Below are 17,488 nucleotides of genomic sequence, written 5' to 3'. Positions count from 1 at the left end.
GTTAGGTAATTGGGGAGATGAAAACCAAGAAAGGCTTAGGAAGTTAATTATTAAAAAATTTCCAGCATCAGCCAACAAAGAAGAAATTTAAATATATCTGAATAGAATTAGTTTATACAATTTATTGATCGAGCCAGTTTTTAAATTCCGATACTTTATTTTTACTGATGATAATGTCTATTTTGGGATCTGGTTTTATAATTAGTTTCAACTGATTTTTTCCATAAAGTAATATACTGCTAATAGAGCCTATATTGACTATAAACTGCCTGTTTGCTCTGTAAAAAGTAGTTTGATCAAGCCATTTCATAACTTCATCAAGGCTGTTATTGCTGTTAAACTGACGATTGTCAAAAGTATAGATATAAGTAATTCCGGTATCCAGTAAAATATAAGCAATCTCTTCTATATCTAATTTTATCAATTCATCTTTATGATAAGTAAGAATTCTTTTCTTTGGAATTTCAGACTCTTTTGATGTATCATTTATAATAGTGTTATCTGCGAGATTTTGTAATTTCTGCTGATTTGAATTTAACTGTAAATTCAAGATCTGGAGCTCATTTACCTTGTAATTCAAATCCTCTTTTTCAAGATCAAAAACTCTTTCATATTTTCTATAAATAAGTCGAATCATTAAGTAGCAGCAAACACTTATAAATATTGTACTTAAAAACAGACTCACAACAAACTGCAGATACAAATCTGATAATTCTTCTTCTAAAACAGCCAGGTTAGCATGCGAAGCCACCATCCAGTCTGTTCCTGCAACGGGATTTATATTTATTATTTCCGATTTTCTTTTTGGATCATTTGGAAATGTACGTATCCCTCCTATTTTTTCTCCTTGTTCCAAAACGGTACTTAACGGTTTAAACTCTTGATTGCTTATTCCATTTACCTGAGAATTATTCTCTTGGATTTTAATCCCAATTAACGCCGGATTAGGATGGCAGAGTTCAATTCCTTTTTGATTGTACATACAAATGAAATCACTCTTTATATCTGTATTTTCAATACTTAACTGAAGATTATGAATTACCTGATCTTTAGACAATCCGCTGCGAAGTTGCTGTTCTAAAAGACGTGAAATTTCCCGAACTTCCCTCTCGCCCGATTCTAATTTACTATTACACAACTTTTCTTTGGCAGACAAATAAAGATAACTGGAAGAAATCAAACTAATAATTAGAACAACAATACTAATGCCTGTAAGTGTCAAAGTATAAAGGCGTGCTTTTTTCATGTAAATTTATAGTCCTTAAAATGAAACCTGTTTAGAAAATTTTACTTAGGCTAAAATAAGCAATTTATTTAGCTTTTACTATTTCGGCTTCAAGATCAAAAAATCCCCTTTGAACCAATTAAATCTTTTAAGCACTGGGATTAGGCCTAATTTTGAATTGATTATTTATTTCATCTAAAAATAAAACAAATGAAAAAAGGACTTAAAATCTTCGCAATTTTACTGCTAGTATTTATTGCTTTACAATTTTGGAAACCTGAAAAAATTGAATATAGTACACCAACAAAGGACTTAACTAACGTTCCTGCAGAAGTAAATACTATTTTAAGAAACTCTTGTTTTGACTGTCATTCTAACACCGTAAATCTTGCCTGGTTTGATAAAATTACGCCTGCAAATTTTATAGTAGCTTCTCATATTAAAGATGGTCGAAAAGCGTTGAATTTTTCGGATTGGGATAAATTAGAAAAGCCAAAGCAAAGTGCTACACTTTATTACGCTTTTAATAAAATACTATCGGGTGAAATGCCAATCAAAAGTTATACGGCTCTTCATCCTTCTGCCAAATTAGACGATAGTTCCATTGAAGTTCTGAAGAATTATTTAACAACGATAGCAGCCCGAAAACCAAATCAGGAAATTCTGCCTATTTCTACTCCAAAAGATGTTGAAAAAATACTTCCAAATAAAAAAATAACAGATTATACTAAAGTTAAACCTACACTAAATAAAATTCAATACATACCCGATTTTAGAAACTGGAAAGCTGTTAGTACATCAGATCGCTTTGATAATGGCAGTATGCGCATCATTTATGGAAACGAAATTGCCGTAAAAGCTATAGCAGAACATCAAACTAATCCTTGGCCCGATGGTGCAATTTTTGCAAAAACAGCCTGGAAACAAAAAACAGAAGCCGATGGAACTGTATCTGCCGGGGCATTCATTCAGGTTGAATTTATGATAAAAGATGCAAAAAAATATGAAACTACAAAAGGATGGGGATGGGCAAGATGGAAAGGAAATGACTTAAAACCGTACGGCCATAACGCCAACTTTGATCAGGAATGCATTTCTTGTCATAATCCTGTTAAAAACAATGATTACGTTTTTACTACTCCACTGCATCTTGATATCAATAAATTCAATATCTACAACAAAAACAAATAATTATGAAACCAATTCATTCTATCATAATCGCACTTATTATTTTACTTTCTGGATGTAAAGGAAACAATAAAGATAATCTCAATGAAAAAGCTTCTGTATCTGCATTAGATGCGCTGCCTGAAAACCCTTTATTATTATCACCCATTACATTTTCTATAAATCCGAATAAAGCAACTATGTCAACTTTATATGGCAATAAAATTGCTTTTCAGCATGCAAAAATAAAAGCAGACAGTTCTTATCCTAACGGAGCTGTTTTATATGAAGTTACCTGGAAACAAAAAGGAGATTCACTATGGTATGGCGCAAATATTCCCGATCAGATTATTAGTGTAGAAAAAGTACAATTTACAAGAAACACTATTCCTGAATATGAATTGTATGCTGGACATCCATTAAAAAAAGTTTCTTCTAACGATGAGAGCAGAAGAACAACTATAATACTATCTAAACGTATGGCAGAAACTCCTTAAAATAAAAATGGCAATTTTAGAGTTATTTTTATTCAAAAATAACTCTATAAAATATTCAGCACAAAGCAATAGATTCCTTCATAATCATATACTATTTTATCTGTTCTGCATCAGGAAGTAAATAATCTTTCTTTAATTGCTCGTTTTTCTAGATCAAAGATGATTTCTAGATTGTTTTATTCTAAGAACGAGGTTTAGGCAAATTTCTGTCATACATAATAATCGTTCCCGCCACAGCCACATTTAAACTTTTTTCAGATTTAAATTTTACTAAATGATGACATTTATCCATTGCTTTTTTAGACAAACCATGATCTTCTGCTCCTAATAAATAAACGCAACGTCTTGGATGTTCAAAGGTTTCTAAATCAGACGCATTTTCAGATAATTCAACACCAACCAAACGTGCTCCCTTTGGCAAATTTTCGAAAAAAGCTTCAAAAGTTTCATAATGGAAATAAGGAATTGCCTTTACCGCATCATGAGTATCGCAAGCTTGTTTAGCATACCGATTACCTATGGTAAATATAAAAGTAGCACCTAAATTTTGGGCCGATCTCCACAAAACACCCAAGTTTTCAGGTGTTTTACCATTTTGTATTCCTATGCCAAAATATTCATTTATAAAATTATCATTCATAAACGCAAAAGTACAAACTGCAAGTAGATAAATGTTATTTTTTTGACAATTAATTATCCTCATAATCCCTTTAAAAAACTGGACTGGGCAATATTCCGACTAATTTTTTATCAACAAAATACATTATAAACAACTGTATATCAAAATTTTATTTAACTTTAGCTCCCCCCTAATCTTCAGCTTTGATTTACGATCTGAGCGCTTCAACCATCTAAAATGTTAGTATATGAAATGGTTTGTCAATTTAGGAATGCAGTTTAAAAGTAAATTATCAAAGTCAAATCCTACTCAAGATCTGATTGATTTAAAAAAGGGAAGACAACTTTATTTAGCCAGCAAATTTCATGATGCCATACTCCATCTTGATATTGCCGTAAGCTCCGGATTCGATATTTCGGTATATGAACTTAGGGCTAAATGCTTTCAAAAATTAGATTATCACTACAAAGCAATTGAAGATTTTGACAAAGTAATTGAAGATAATCCTCTGAAATTTTTAAATTATTACAGACGCGCTATTTCAAAAAATGCCGTATTTGATCTTTAAGGACAAATAGAAGATCTTCATAATTGCATTTACTACTATAAGAAAAGTAAAAACATAAAAAGCAATATTTTAAAAAATCTTGAAAGAGATTTGTTAACCGCAGAAAATTATGTTGACGGAATAAAAAATAATATCGCTTCAGTTCATAATGTTTCTTATGCTGAAATAAAAAATCTTATTAGCGACTGCCTAATTCAGATAAAAAGAATAAAAATTCGCACCAGAAGATTTAATTCTCAAAGAAACCGTAAAATCCTTTTAGAGAGCTAATGCTTCTGCAGAAATTAAGCTTAAATATTCTCTTGGCGTTATTCATTATTGGCCTCAGCAATCCAATTATAAATTTCGGTCTGTGCGCGCCTCGGCTCATCTAAATTTTGAATATCCATTTCATTTTTTCCTTCGCTGTTTATAATTCTCCTTTTTGTATTGTCTTCTAATTGTAATCGAATTATAGTATTAATTGCAGCAATGTGTTTTTCATCAGATAAAGGAAAAGCAACCTCTATTCTTCGGTTTAAGTTTCGACTTAACATATCTGCAGATGATAAATATATTTTTTCATCGCCATTATTGGCAAATTTGTAGATTCTCGAATGTTCTAAAAACATATCTACAATGCGATAGATTTCTATATTTTCTGATACATTTTTAATTCCCGGTAATAACGTGCAAATTCCGCGCACTATCATTATAACATCTACACCTGCTTTGCTTGCTTCAATAAGTTTATCAATAATATCTTTTTCATCAACTCCATTTACCTTTAAAAAGATATAAGCTTCTTTGCCTTCTTTTTTATTGTTGATTTCGTTATCTATTAATTCTATTAATTTATCTTTCATATTAAAACCTGCGGCTAAAATATGTTTTGGTGCAGCTGTTTTTTTCTTGGATTTCAAAAATGCAAAGACTGTCTTTAAATCATCTGCGTATTTTTTTTCTGCTGTAAAGAATCCAAAATCCGAATAAATATTTGCTGTACTTTCATTAAAATTTCCGGTCGACAAATAACTAAAGTGTTTTTTATTTCCGTATTTATCCTTCATTGTAACCATTGCAACTTTAGCATGAACTTTTAAATTCGGCATACTCTGAATGATTTTTATGCCAGCATTTTTCATTTCTCGGGACCAGAATAAATTATTATATTCATCAAAACGCGCTTTTACTTCAACAAAAACAGTAACTTTTTTACCATTTTTTGCCGCACTTATCAAGGCATTTGCAATTAACGAATCTGATGAGATGCGATATAAAGTAATTTTTATCTCAAGAACATTTCTATTGATTGCCGCCTGATTAAAAAACTGAAGTACACAATAATACGATTGATACGGAAAGTGTAACAATTGATTTTCTTTATTAATAATTTCAAAAATAGATTTGCTGCTTTCAAAAGGAAGATGTTTAAGACCCGGATAGTTTGCGCCTTGAAGATTCGGTTTAACTGGATTTGGAAACTTGAATAAATCATAAAGATTATGATGACTTCCTCCTTGTATCATTTCCTCTTTTTTAAGTCGGAAAGCTTTTTTGCATACTGAAATTGTTTCAGTATCCATATTCGAATCGTACAAAAATCTTGTCGATGAACCACGTTTTCGTTCTTCAATTTTTGCTTCAATCTTTGCTATTAAATCTCCTGAGTTTTCGTCTTCTATCAGATAATTTTCATCGCGGTTTAATTTAATTGCATTACAGGAAATAACTTTTCCAGTAGGAAATATGAGCGACAAACAATGTTTTATTATAGTGTCAATCGAAATAATATAATGCGTGTCTCCCTGACTTTGCAATTGTTTATAGCGATCGAGTTTATCCGAAGGAATATTTAAATAAGCATAATTATCATTACCCGAAGTATCTTTTAATTTTACTAAAAAGTATAAACTTCGATTATTTAAAAAATAAGTTTTAGGCTGATTTACTGAAATATAAATTACCTGAATATAAGACAAAATAATACTTTTAAAATAATATTCAATCTCCTGTAAATGTTCACTTAAGAGTTCTTGATTTTCATAATAGATAATATTATTAGCTTCTAATTCTGGTAATATCGAAGTATTCCAGATTGCTCCGAATCTATTCTGTTGGAGATTTACTTCAGTTAAGATTTTAGCGAGAAGCTCTTTATTCTTTTTTGAATTTTTGATTAGCAGTTTTCTGATTTTTACTCTGAAAAATTCATCCAAATTAGACGAATGAATGGCTAAAAATTTTATTCTTTCATATAATGAATTACTTGGATCATCTGCCTCACCCAAAATACAGTCATTGAAAGAAAGCCAGGAGATTTCTGAAGGTATAAGATAGTTTTGCACGTTGAATAAATATAAATTGATTGCTGCTTTTAATACAGTTGTAAATTTGAGAATTAATAATTTAAAATGTAAAGGCAGACAAGCAGTTAACTATAATTTAATTTATTCATAACATATCTTAATCACTACAATATCAAAGATATAACCATACACATCTACTTCTTTTGGGTTATCTCAGCAACAACATTCTTCTTTTTCTTATTAACTTTTTGTTAATGGTATTATAATACAACTCAAATAGTACGATTTCTCTTTTATAGTACTTACAAGTAGTAAGAATTATAATTCAAAACAAGACATTCTATCGATAAATTTTTCAGAAAATAAAGTTCCTTCTGCTGGTGATTATTTTTATTTCTCAGTTGATTATTGCTATTAAATGATTTATCAAAATCCATGAATTTAAATATGTTATAAACAATTAAAACTAGAATTATGAAAAAACAGAATCCAAAAAAGATGTTAAGTACAGCTTTAGCTATTATGCTGTCGGCTATTACGTTCTCCTGTGAGGAAACGACATTAAATGAAACAGAAACTACTGCTGTGGTAAAACAACAGCAAAACTTTACAAAAAAACTAAGTACAGCAGCAAGTTCTGATTTGGCCAGAAGATGGGCTCCAATTCATTACCAAGATGTAGACGCTACAGGAACTTATGCCGAAGGCGGAAAATCTGATTACCTGACTGCTATTACTTATGATAATGACTGGAATGGCGAAAACAACTGGAACAATCTTCCTGCTTATGCCAATTCATTAGCTGCTCATTGCTATTATTCTGTAGTAGAATCAAATACTCACTGGTTTATTACTTATGCTTTCTTTCACCCGCGTGACTGGACAGATAATCCATTTTTATACTCATTAGACCAACATGAAAATGATTTAGAAGGTGTATTGATGATTATTGAAAAAAATGGTTCAACTTATGGTGCCTTAAAAGGAGCAGTTACTGTAAGTCATTCCGATTTCTTTTCTTATGTACCATCTGGAAGTGCTTACGTTAGCGGATTGGAAAGTGTTGATGGAACTTTACAAATGAGAGATTATAATGGTGAATTACATCCTATTACAGCACAAGATTCTAAAGGACATAGTCTTAAAGCGTGGCCACAACATGATATAGATGGAGATGGAATTATATATTATCCTTCAGCAAGCGGAGTCGCGCAAATACCTGCTGATAATTATGATAATTATGTAGAATACAAACTTGTCGATATTTTTGAAAACGGAGGATTATGGGACCAGCGATTTAATACAGAATTATTTTCAAGCCCGGCTGGAGGATTTAAAGGAAATGATTTTAAAACTGGTGGAGCTAATGCTCCGTGGGCATGGGACGATGGAAATGATGCCATTGTACAAGGTGGAGAATTTGCAACGGATCCTGCAAAATTAGCGGATAATTATTTTGATGGTGTTGGCAATTTATCACGTATTTACACTGATAATAAATATAATACTTCGGCGGGAGGTATTGTAACTGTTTACCAAAATTGTAATTACACAGGTTATGCGATTGCTTTGCCTGCAGGGAATTATACATTGGCTCAGCTAAAATCATACGGTATTGTAAATGATGATTTGTCTTCTGTTCGTTTAGAAAGTGGATACAAAATTACAATGTATCAGAATGATAATTTTGGAGGAGAATCTGTTGTAATAACAGGGAACAATAGCTGTTTGGGAAGTTTTAACGATAAAACGAGTTCTATAAAGATTAGTGCTATATAATCTGAAAAATAGAAAACTTTCGCCAATGGCATATTATTAACTCCTATGTAAAAAATACTTTTATAATAAAAACAAAAGGTGCGTTTCATTACGAAACAGCACCTTTTATTTTTCAAGTATTTATTACTAATTTCTTATTTCTAATTCTCTTTCGCTTTTTTAAATGAAAACCCGAATTTGACTTGTAGTCCAGCAGAAAAATAATTACTCTTTTGCACTAATGTTTTATTTCCTGAAACACCATTTGCTTGCGTATTTTCAATTCCGTTTGGGTCATACAAAACGATGTTCGTATTTTCAGTATTTTTTGCTAAATCAGAAAAGCCGTAATCAGCAAAAATACCAGTATAAAGCTGTAGATTTTCTTTTAGTTTGAAAGTTAAACCTGTTTCTAAACTTACTAACAATGAAGTTTTAAGATCTGCTGATGTTTTATCCTGCCAATTGTTGACTTTTCCAAATCCGTGTGAAGGCAAATTTTCAACAAGAAGATCCATATCTGGATAATAACCACTTAACTGTAATTCATCAGCAGAAGCTTTTATGGTTTGTTTTCCTGGAAATAAAACTTTTCCACCAAAACCCAAATACCATTGTGATTGGCTTGAAATTAGAGTTCTGTATTGTAAAAGAACTGGAATTGCCAAAGAAATAAAATGCTGTTTTTCCTGATAATTTTTTGGCGTCACTCTATATTCGAATGCCGACATCTGATCATCAATTTCATTCGAATTGATTGTTGTTCCTTCATTCAATTTAAAACTATTTTGATTGTAAAGAACCTCAACACCTGTATTGATTCCCCAATGCTTATTAAGGAAATAAGTATATCCAACACCTAAACCCCCACCGACTTTTATATCGCCATTTCCTGCAGAGCTTTCATAAAGAATTCCCGATGGGCCTCCGCTAAGTTTCATATTAATTTCTTGCGCTTGTATAGAACTATATAATAAGAATATCCCGGCTGCTATTTTGATTTTCATTTTCATTGATTATAAATTAAAACTCACTTTACTTTACCAACAGATTAATTGTTTTTTGCTCACCATTTGATAAAGTAAGCGCAACAACATAAATCGCAGTTTGTGAAGGCGCAATTATCTGATTCTGAGTTTTTATATTAGAAACAGTCTGAATCAATTTTCCGTTTATATCAAAAATATCAATAGTAGCACTTTTAAGTTGTGCTTCACTAAAATTACATTCTAAAGTAAATTCAGTAGACGCTTTTACCGGATTAGGATATATTTTGATATTATTTGAAAACACTTTCCCAGTTATTTCAAACAAACAAGATTTAATTTTGTTTCCATCTTTATCTGTAGCAATAACATAATAAGCGCCATTTAAAGCTTGATTTTCGTTGAAATACTGTCGAGTCGCACCCGAGATCGCTGTTCCGTTTTTATACCATTGCCAAGAAACAAAATCTTTATTTTTATTATCAAAGAAAAGAACATCAGACCAATGCTGCGTTATAAGTCCGCCCTGTGTAACTTCTATAGATTTTATAACCGCCACAGCTGGATTATGATTTTGATCTCCAATCTGAAATGCTGTAATTGAAGTACTTCCCGAATTTTTTATCGCTAAATTATTGCCTGAAACCTCAGCGATATTACTATTCGCGACCGAATAAGTTATTGGCAATCCACTGTTTGATTCTGCATTAAGATTTATGTTGTTTTCGCTTTCACAACCAAATTGTAAATCTTGATTCCAAGATATTATCTGATCTGCTTTAGTGATTTCAAAAACCGCGTTTTCAAAAACAATTTTATAATTTTTGCCAGCATCAATTGTTCCCGCATTAATTTTGTATTTTCCAGCATTTTCACCAATTTCTCTTGAAAGATTTCCTGTTATAATATCATTTGTATCGCCATTTGCAAATCCTGATACCGTATATTTAAAAACTGGGTCAGTTGTACCAAATACCTTTTTATGTTCAGCCGATGCAGTAATGAAAAGAGTGTATTTATCTGTAGTAAAACTAACTTCATTTCCGTAAGCAACAAATCCATTACTGTTTATCGCATAAGTCCTTACATAATAAATTGTATTTCCTTTTAAATTAGTCAGCGTTGAGGTAATTGATCCTAATGAACTGCCAGCAATAATTTTATTATCTGTTAGCAGCGGATTTGATTTAAGCGAATAAACAAATCCTGTTTCTGTCAAACATTTTCCATCATTATTTTCCGAAGAAATTGTTCCAGAAATTACCGCTCCGGAAACCGTTATATTTCTTGCAGCCAAAGTATTTACTACAAAAGGCGCAGGTTCTTCAATTACTACTGTTTTTGAGATTGAGCAAGAATTTGCATCAGTAATGGTTACAGAATAGGTTCCTGCTGTAAGTCCGCTTGCAGTGGATTCATTTCCTCCTTTCGGCGACCATAAGTAAGTATAAACTCCTTTTCCTCCGCTGACATTTACAGATGCGGTTCCATCATTTCCACTATAGCAAGATACATTCGTTTTTGAAGTAATAGCTTCAAGTAATGCTGGTTCAGTTATAGTAAAACTCTGCGTTGCTGTACAAGAATTTGCATCGGTAACGGTTACTGTATAAGTTCCAGCACTAAGTCCTGTTGCTGTTGCAGAATTTCCACCAAATGGAGCCCACGCATAAGTATATCCTGATTTTCCTCCGCTTACGCCAACTGTAGCTGATCCTGTATTTGCTCCGTGACAAGCGATATTTGTTTGAGAAACGGCTGTTGCTGTAAGAACATTTGGCTCTGTAATTGTAAAACTTTGAGTTGCGGTGCAAGAATTTGCATCGGTAACAGTTACTATATAAGTTCCTGCACTAAGTCCTGTTGCTGTTTCCGAATTTCCTCCAGATGGGGACCAAGAATAACTATATCCTGGTTTTCCTCCGCTTACGCCAACTGTAGCTGATCCTGTATTTGCTCCGTTACAAGCAATATTTGTTTGAGAAACTGCTGTTGCTGTAAGAACATTTGGCTCTGTAATTGTAAAACTCTGCGTTGCTGTACAAGAATTTGTATCGGTAACGGTTACTGTATAAGTTCCGGCGCTAAGCCCTGTTGCCGTTGCTGAATTTCCTCCAGATGGAGCCCAAGAATAACTGTATCCCGCTTTTCCTCCACTTACGCTAACTGTAGCTGATCCTGTATTTGCTCCGTTACAAGCAATATTTGTTTGAGAAACTGCTGTTGCTGTAAGAACATTTGACTCTGTAATTGTAAAACTCTGCGTTGCTGTACAAGAATTTGTATCGGTAACGGTTACTGTATAAGTTCCGGCGCTAAGACCTGTTGCTGTTGCTGCAGTTCCGCCAGAAGGAGCCCACGCATAAGTATAAGATCCCGTTCCTCCGCTTACACTTACGCTTGCTGATCCTGTATTTGCTCCATTACATAATAAGTTAGTTTGAGATGGAGTAACTGTTAATGCAGAAGATTCTGTAATTATAAAGTTTTTTACAATCGAACAGCCATTCGCAGAAGTTATCGTAACACTATAATTACCTGCTGCTAGATTGCTTGCAGTATTGCTTGAACCACCAGTTGGTGCCCAAACATAAGTAAAAGGACCTGGTGCTCCAGATGGAACTACCGAAGCAGAACCCGTGTTGGTGCCATTACATAAAATATCGTTTTTACTTGCTGTAGCAGTTAAGGTGTTGGTTGTATTAATTAAAAAGGTTTTAGTAATTGTACATCCATTACTATCTGTAATTAGGCATGAATGGCTGCCATTATTTAATCCCGTTACTATTGCTGTTGTTTGGCCAGAAGGTGACCATAAATAAGTATAAGGACCTACACCTCCACTAACATTAACAGCTGCTTGTCCAGCCGACATGCAGGTTGCATCTATTTGACTTGTTGTAGCACTTAAGACTGCAGGCTCATCAATTCTGATTGATCTAGTTACGAAACAACCATTAGAATCGGTAATTTTACAGCTGTAGGTTCCTGTTGCCAGACCAGTTGCAGTTGCTGCAGTACCGCCCGAAGGTGACCATAAATAAGAATATGTACCTGTACCGCCTGAAGGAACTACTGTTGCTGTTCCGGTTGCTCCACCATTACATAATATATCTGTATGAGAAATTGATGCTGTTAAAACAGATGGCTCGTCTATCGTGACGCTAGCTATGTATACACATGTATTTCCATCCTGAATTGTTACGGTATAATTTCCTTTAGAAAGTCCTGATGCAGTAGCAGCATTACCTCCAGTAGGTGACCAAGAATAAGAATATGAACCAGCTCCACCAGAAGCAGTTACAGTTGCAGAACCATTTGTTCCTCCATTACACGAAACATCTACTTTTGTTATCGTACCAGATATTTTAGCCGGAGTTGCAACAGTAACAGTTTTTGTCAATGTACACCCTTTTGAGTCTGTTATTGTACAAGTATAATCTCCGGCACTAAGTCCTGTTGCCGTTGCTGAAGTTCCGCCAAAGGGAGACCATGAGTATGTATAATTTGGACTTCCTCCTGATACGCTTACACTTGCGCTGCCATTTCCTCCGCCAAAACAACTAACTCCAACTGATGCTGTTGTCGCTGAAAGACTTGATGCTGGTTCTGTGATAGTAAAACCTTGAGTTGTTGTACATCCATTACTGTCGGTTACCGTTACTGTATAAGTTCCGAAAGCTAATCCTGAAGCTGTAGCTCCTGTTCCTCCAGAAGGTGACCAAGAATAAGAGTAAGAACCAGTTCCTCCAGTTACATTTACAGTAGCTGAGCCGGTTGCTTCTCCGTGACAATTTACATTGACAATTGTTCCTTGAGAAGCTGTTAATATGTTGGTAGGTTCTGTGATAATAAAACTTTGAGTCACTGTGCAATTATTTGCATCGGTTACTGTTACTGTGTATGTTCCTGCACTAAGCCCTGAAGCTGTTGCAGAAGTTCCACCAGATGGAGACCATGAATAAGAATATACTCCTGTTCCTCCAGTCGCGCTCACTGTTGCTGATCCTGTGGCAGCTCCGTGACAACCAACATTTGTTTGGGCAACTGCTGTCGCTGCAAGGATATTTGGTTCTATGATTGTAAAACTCTGTGTTGCTGTACATAAATTTGCATCAGTTATAGTCACTGTATAAGTTCCTGCCCCAAGCCCTGTTGCAGTCGCTGAAGTTCCGCCAGAAGGTGACCAAGAATAAGTGTATGCTCCTGTTCCTCCGCTTACGCTCACTGTCGCTGATCCTGTTTTTGCTCCATTGCAGGCAATATTTGTCTGAGCTCCTGCTGTTGCTGTAAGCTTGGTTGGTTCTGTAATTGTAAAACTCTGTGTTGCTGTGCACAAATTTGCATCAGTAACGGTTACCGTGTAGGTTCCTGCTCCAAGCCCTGTTGCTGTTGCTGAAGTTCCTCCAGATGGTGACCAAGAATAAGTATATGCTCCTGTTCCTCCACTAATACTTACTGTTGCTGATCCATTATTTGCTCCATGACAGGCAATATTAGTCTGAAAACCTTGCGATATTACAAGTGCGTCTGGTTCTATGATAGTAAAACTTTGCGTTGCTGTAGATGCATTGGCATCGGTCACTGTAACTGTATAAATTCCAACACTAAGACCTGTGGCTGTTGCTGAAGTTCCGCCAGAAGGTGACCAAGAATAAGAATATAAACCTGTTCCTCCAGTTACACTCACTGTTGCTGATCCTGTCGCCGCTCCATGACAGGCAATATTTGTCTGAGAGACTTTCGATGCTATAAGTTCATCTGGTTCTGTAATAGTAAAACTCTGTGTTGCAGTACATGTATTATCATCGGTCACTGTTACTGTATAAGTTCCTGCAGTAAGCCCCGTTGCTGTTGCTGAAGTTCCGCCAGATGGAGCCCATGAATAATAATATGGGCCTGTTCCTCCGATCACATTTACTGTTGCCGATCCTGTCGCTGTTCCACGACTAGCAATATTTGTCTGAGAACCTTTTGACGCTACAAGTACATCTGGTTCTGTGATAGTAAAACTTTGCGTAGCAGTACATGCATTTCTATCGGTCACTGTAACCGTGTAGGTTCCTGCAGTAAGCCCTGTTGCTGAGGCATTTGTTCCACCCGAAGGAGACCATTGATAGGTATAGCTTCCTGCACCTCCTGTTATAATTGCACTAGCTGAACCATTAGCACTCCCTTTGCAACTTAAATTTGTTTGTGACGGAGTAATAACGATAGCATCAGGTTCTGTAATAGTAAAACTCTGCATAGCTGTACAATTGTTATCATCAGTCACGGTTACGGTATAATTCCCCGCAGAAAGTCCTGAAGCTGTTGCATCACTTCCACCAGAAGGCGACCATGAATATCTGTAAGTTCCTGTTCCTCCGCTTGCACTTACAGTTGCTGATCCCGTCAATGCTCCATGACAAGCAACATTTGTTTGAGCTACTGATGTTGCAGTTAGAAGATTTGGTTCTGTAATTGTAAAGCTTTTAGTTACTGAATTAGAATTTGCATCGTAAACAAATACTGTGTAGGTTCCAGCATAAAGACCAGAAGCTGTTGCACTATTTGCGCCTGAATGATACCAATAATATGAATATGGGGCTGTTCCACCAGTTGCGTTTATTGTTATTGATCCTGTATTTGCTCCATTACAGTCAATATTATGTTGCGAAACTAATGTTGCTTCAAGTACTTCTGGTTCTGTAATAGTAAAACTATGTGTGGCTGTACAATTATTTGTATCCGTGACGGTTACTGTATACGTTCCTGCGCCAAGATAATAAGCTTCTCCACCAATTGCAATTGGTACAGATGGTGACCATGAATAAGAATATGGTCCCTTTCCTCCGGTTACCACCGCACGAGCATAACCTTCTCTTCCACCAATGTAAGATATATCAGATTGCGATGGAACAATGGTAATAGGATCGGGCTGCGAAATTGTATATGTATTAGTTTTTGCGCAACCATTTGGACTGGTAATAGTTAACGTATAATCTCCTGCTACTAGTCCTGTTCTATCTTTTGTTGTTATGCCGTCACCCCAATTATAGGTATATGTTCCATTTGTTTGACTTGGTAAAGTGATCGCGCCATTACTTCCACCATTGCATGATACATTGGTAATGACTGCTGTAGGCTGAATCATAGTGAATTGAATATTTCCTCTAGACTGACCTTTATCTTCAGCAATTTGGAATTCAACTCTACTGTTACTATCTAAAAAACCTTCCCAAACCTTTGCATGCGATTCACAACAATTGTCATCACCAAAAACTAAAACACCATCAATATATAATCTCACCCAATCATCATGCATTGGTATATCGATTTTATAATATCCGCATGGAAATCCTTGCCTTTTTGCACTCCAAGAATGATCATCACCATTTACCCTACATCCTTGATAACCCGCAACTGAAGATGGGACATCATAATCTTCAAAATAATCTTCAGAATTAAAACTTAAAGTATTAGCTGTAAAATAACCCGAATAATCCTGTCCCCATGCACTTCTACTAACAACTCCCCTATTCCAAGCATACACATTCCAAATATTATTACCATAAACGGAAGCATCACCTACCGGAGTTGTAGCACCTAAAATAATATCAACACTGCCTGTCGTTGTGCAATGTGTTTGATTGTCTGTTACAGTTACCGTATAGGTTCCTGCCAAGAGCCCAGTTACCGATTGTGTAGTTTTTACTGTTGGTGTGTTCCAACTATAACTATAATTCCCTGAACCTCCTTTAACTGCGACAGTTGCCGAGCCAGTTGCTGCTCCTGCGCAAGAGGCATTTGTTTGTACTGCTATTGCTTTTTCTTTCCCAGAACATTGTCCTATGGATATATTTGCATAAGCAATATTATAATGTGAATCTGTTACAGTTACTGAATAATATCCTGCACTTAAATTAGATATTGTTTGAGTAGCTTCTCCATTTGACCAAGAATAAGTGTAAGGAGGATAAAGTCCATCAACTATATTAGCAGTAATCGAACCAGTTGACGAAAGAGAAGTTATGTCTGTCTTAGTTAAATCAACTCTCATTTGTCCAAACATACTGGATGAAACAAAAATAATAATTGAAAATGTGAAAATTAAAAGTAATTTTTTCTTCATATTTTGGGGTTAGTTTAATTTGTACACAAAATTAGATAAGCGAACAAGCTCAAAAGCACTCCAAAAAGTTTTGATCAAGAAAATCTATAGCCCAAAAAGTTTTTTTTGGGAAGAAAAAAATAAGAAAAGAAAAAATTAGATTTTAAACTGCAATATCAAATTCCTGTTTTTGCAGTTCAGATGGCAGAATACCGTTACATTTTTTAAACGCTGCAGTAAATTTACTGGTGTTTTCGTAACCAAACTTATACGAAATCTCTTTTATCAAAAGTTTGTTTTCGATAATAAGTTCTTTAGCCAGTATCATCTGTTTTTCCTGGAAATATTTGTAGATTGGTTTTCCAAAAAACTGCTTAAATTCAGACTTAAGCTTGCTTTCTGAAATTTTAAATTTTTCAGCCAGGAAATCAATTCCAGGAAATTTATCATACAGATTGCTCGTCAAATAATTTTCAACTTTATTGATGCTGAATTTATTTTCATAATCAATTGCAAAATGTTTTTCAAACACTTGCTGATCTCTACAAGTTCTTAAAAAACCGAAAATAAGATTTAAAGTACAGAGTTTAAACTGAAGAAAATCAATATGACTGGCTTCATTATTCATATTCATAACCTCATCAAAAATACCAAAGTTTTTCACCAGCTCATCCTTCTCATCAACAGGCCAGGCAATATAAGGCTGATCAGACCTTATAAATTTATCCAATCCAGCTTCTGAGAACAAACTATTTTGAAGCAAGTTTTTTTGCAGCCATTCTTCATTAAAATACAAAGTGATGTATTTGTTATTTGCTCCTTTAAAATTTACATCGCAATTGCGTTCTTTTGGCTTAAAGAATGTCCAGCTATAATTTGCAAAACATAATTGCTTTTCACAAATTTTCAGATCGATTATTGGCTGACTTGTAACATTATTAAGACTAAGCATATAGTAGCCTTTATCCTCAATTTTCATTTCTGCCGGGTCATCATAAACGAGGTCAAAAGCTACATTAGTTTTATATTTCATTTTAGAATAAATAACCCAAAGTCCTTCTTCTAATTTTTGATAATTGAAGCCTCCCGAACAAAATGGCGTATTAGCGTAAACACTCTGTTTTACTCTATCATGCTTCATAAAGGGGTAATTAGCTAAACTCTCCACAAGATCTTCTGGAGTTTTACTGCTGTAAGGAAGATGATAGAAGCCGTTGCTGTACGTAAAAAAGTACTGCTTAAATTGGTTCAACCATTTTTTTAGTGTTTGTTGGAGCATTTCAAAGT

The 17,488-nt window shown here is 34.5% G+C and carries 10 protein-coding genes; 4 read left to right on the top strand and 6 right to left on the bottom strand.

Annotated elements, in window-relative coordinates:
* Positions 1-121: 121 nt before the first annotated feature.
* Positions 122-1,246: a LytR/AlgR family response regulator transcription factor gene (locus tag ACNFIH_RS00190; protein ID WP_426484969.1), complete on the bottom strand. Its 1,125-nt coding sequence runs from the start codon at positions 1,244-1,246 to the stop codon at positions 122-124.
* A gap of 189 nt (positions 1,247-1,435) precedes the next feature.
* Between ACNFIH_RS00190 and ACNFIH_RS00185 the strand changes: the two genes are divergently transcribed.
* Together ACNFIH_RS00185 and ACNFIH_RS00180 are read left to right on the top strand one after the other, a co-directional pair.
* Positions 1,436-2,416 (top strand): heme-binding domain-containing protein, encoded by a 981-nt coding sequence (locus ACNFIH_RS00185; RefSeq protein WP_426484968.1) that lies wholly within the window; start codon positions 1,436-1,438, stop codon positions 2,414-2,416.
* Positions 2,417-2,418: 2 nt separating this feature from the next.
* A complete protein-coding gene (locus ACNFIH_RS00180; RefSeq protein ID WP_426484967.1) occupies positions 2,419-2,889 on the top strand; it encodes a hypothetical protein in 471 nt (156 codons plus the stop codon).
* Positions 2,890-3,070: 181 nt separating this feature from the next.
* Here the strand turns inward: ACNFIH_RS00180 and ACNFIH_RS00175 are convergent, their stop codons facing one another.
* The gene (locus ACNFIH_RS00175; protein WP_035652171.1) at positions 3,071-3,529 is read right to left on the bottom strand and encodes an RNA methyltransferase; all 459 of its coding nucleotides are present in this window, start codon (positions 3,527-3,529) and stop codon (positions 3,071-3,073) included.
* A 226-nt stretch (positions 3,530-3,755) separates the two neighbouring features.
* Here ACNFIH_RS00175 and ACNFIH_RS00170 point away from each other — a divergent pair, with 226 nt between their 5' ends.
* On the top strand, positions 3,756-4,076 hold the full coding sequence (locus ACNFIH_RS00170) for a hypothetical protein (protein WP_426484966.1): 321 nt from the start codon (positions 3,756-3,758) through the stop codon (positions 4,074-4,076).
* Positions 4,077-4,384: 308 nt separating this feature from the next.
* On the opposite strand, the gene ppk1 is transcribed toward ACNFIH_RS00170, so the two are convergent.
* Positions 4,385-6,403 (bottom strand): polyphosphate kinase 1, encoded by a 2,019-nt coding sequence (gene ppk1 / locus ACNFIH_RS00165; protein ID WP_426484965.1) that lies wholly within the window; start codon positions 6,401-6,403, stop codon positions 4,385-4,387.
* Positions 6,404-6,838: 435 nt separating this feature from the next.
* Here ppk1 and ACNFIH_RS00160 point away from each other — a divergent pair, with 435 nt between their 5' ends.
* Positions 6,839-8,143 carry a hypothetical protein gene (locus ACNFIH_RS00160; protein WP_426484964.1) on the top strand — a complete coding sequence of 435 codons (1,305 nt, stop codon included), beginning with the start codon at positions 6,839-6,841 and terminating at the stop codon, positions 8,141-8,143.
* Positions 8,144-8,283: 140 nt separating this feature from the next.
* Here ACNFIH_RS00160 and ACNFIH_RS00155 read toward each other — a convergent pair whose 3' ends face one another.
* From ACNFIH_RS00155 to ACNFIH_RS00145, 3 genes are all read right to left on the bottom strand, one after another.
* A complete protein-coding gene (locus ACNFIH_RS00155; protein WP_426484963.1) occupies positions 8,284-9,129 on the bottom strand; it encodes an outer membrane beta-barrel protein in 846 nt (281 codons plus the stop codon).
* A gap of 28 nt (positions 9,130-9,157) precedes the next feature.
* Positions 9,158-16,222 carry an MBG domain-containing protein gene (locus ACNFIH_RS00150; RefSeq protein WP_426484962.1) on the bottom strand — a complete coding sequence of 2,355 codons (7,065 nt, stop codon included), beginning with the start codon at positions 16,220-16,222 and terminating at the stop codon, positions 9,158-9,160.
* 142 nt (positions 16,223-16,364) lie between these two features.
* On the bottom strand, positions 16,365-17,342 hold the full coding sequence (locus ACNFIH_RS00145; protein ID WP_426484961.1) for a helix-turn-helix domain-containing protein: 978 nt from the start codon (positions 17,340-17,342) through the stop codon (positions 16,365-16,367).
* Between the last annotated feature and the right edge of the window lie 146 nt (positions 17,343-17,488).

The sequence above is a fragment of the Flavobacterium sp. 2 genome (genome assembly GCF_049949195.1).
Classification (GTDB): Bacteria; Bacteroidota; Bacteroidia; order Flavobacteriales; family Flavobacteriaceae; genus Flavobacterium.
This window is presented reverse-complemented; position numbering and strand designations above follow the sequence as displayed.

Bases quoted from the DNA above. Each gene is read 5' to 3' on its own strand.
- ACNFIH_RS00185 (WP_426484968.1), top strand. From the start codon at position 1,436: ATGAAAAAAGGACTTAAAATCTTCGCAATTTTACTGCTAGTATTTATT.
- ACNFIH_RS00145 (WP_426484961.1), bottom strand. From the start codon at position 17,342: ATGAAGCATGATAGAGTAAAACAGAGTGTTTACGCTAATACGCCATTT.
- ACNFIH_RS00190 (WP_426484969.1), bottom strand. From the start codon at position 1,246: ATGAAAAAAGCACGCCTTTATACTTTGACACTTACAGGCATTAGTATT.
- ACNFIH_RS00180 (WP_426484967.1), top strand. From the start codon at position 2,419: ATGAAACCAATTCATTCTATCATAATCGCACTTATTATTTTACTTTCT.
- ACNFIH_RS00160 (WP_426484964.1), top strand. From the start codon at position 6,839: ATGAAAAAACAGAATCCAAAAAAGATGTTAAGTACAGCTTTAGCTATT.
- ACNFIH_RS00175 (WP_035652171.1), bottom strand. From the start codon at position 3,529: ATGAATGATAATTTTATAAATGAATATTTTGGCATAGGAATACAAAAT.
- ACNFIH_RS00170 (WP_426484966.1), top strand. From the start codon at position 3,756: ATGAAATGGTTTGTCAATTTAGGAATGCAGTTTAAAAGTAAATTATCA.
- ACNFIH_RS00150 (WP_426484962.1), bottom strand. From the start codon at position 16,222: ATGAAGAAAAAATTACTTTTAATTTTCACATTTTCAATTATTATTTTT.
- ACNFIH_RS00155 (WP_426484963.1), bottom strand. From the start codon at position 9,129: ATGAAAATCAAAATAGCAGCCGGGATATTCTTATTATATAGTTCTATA.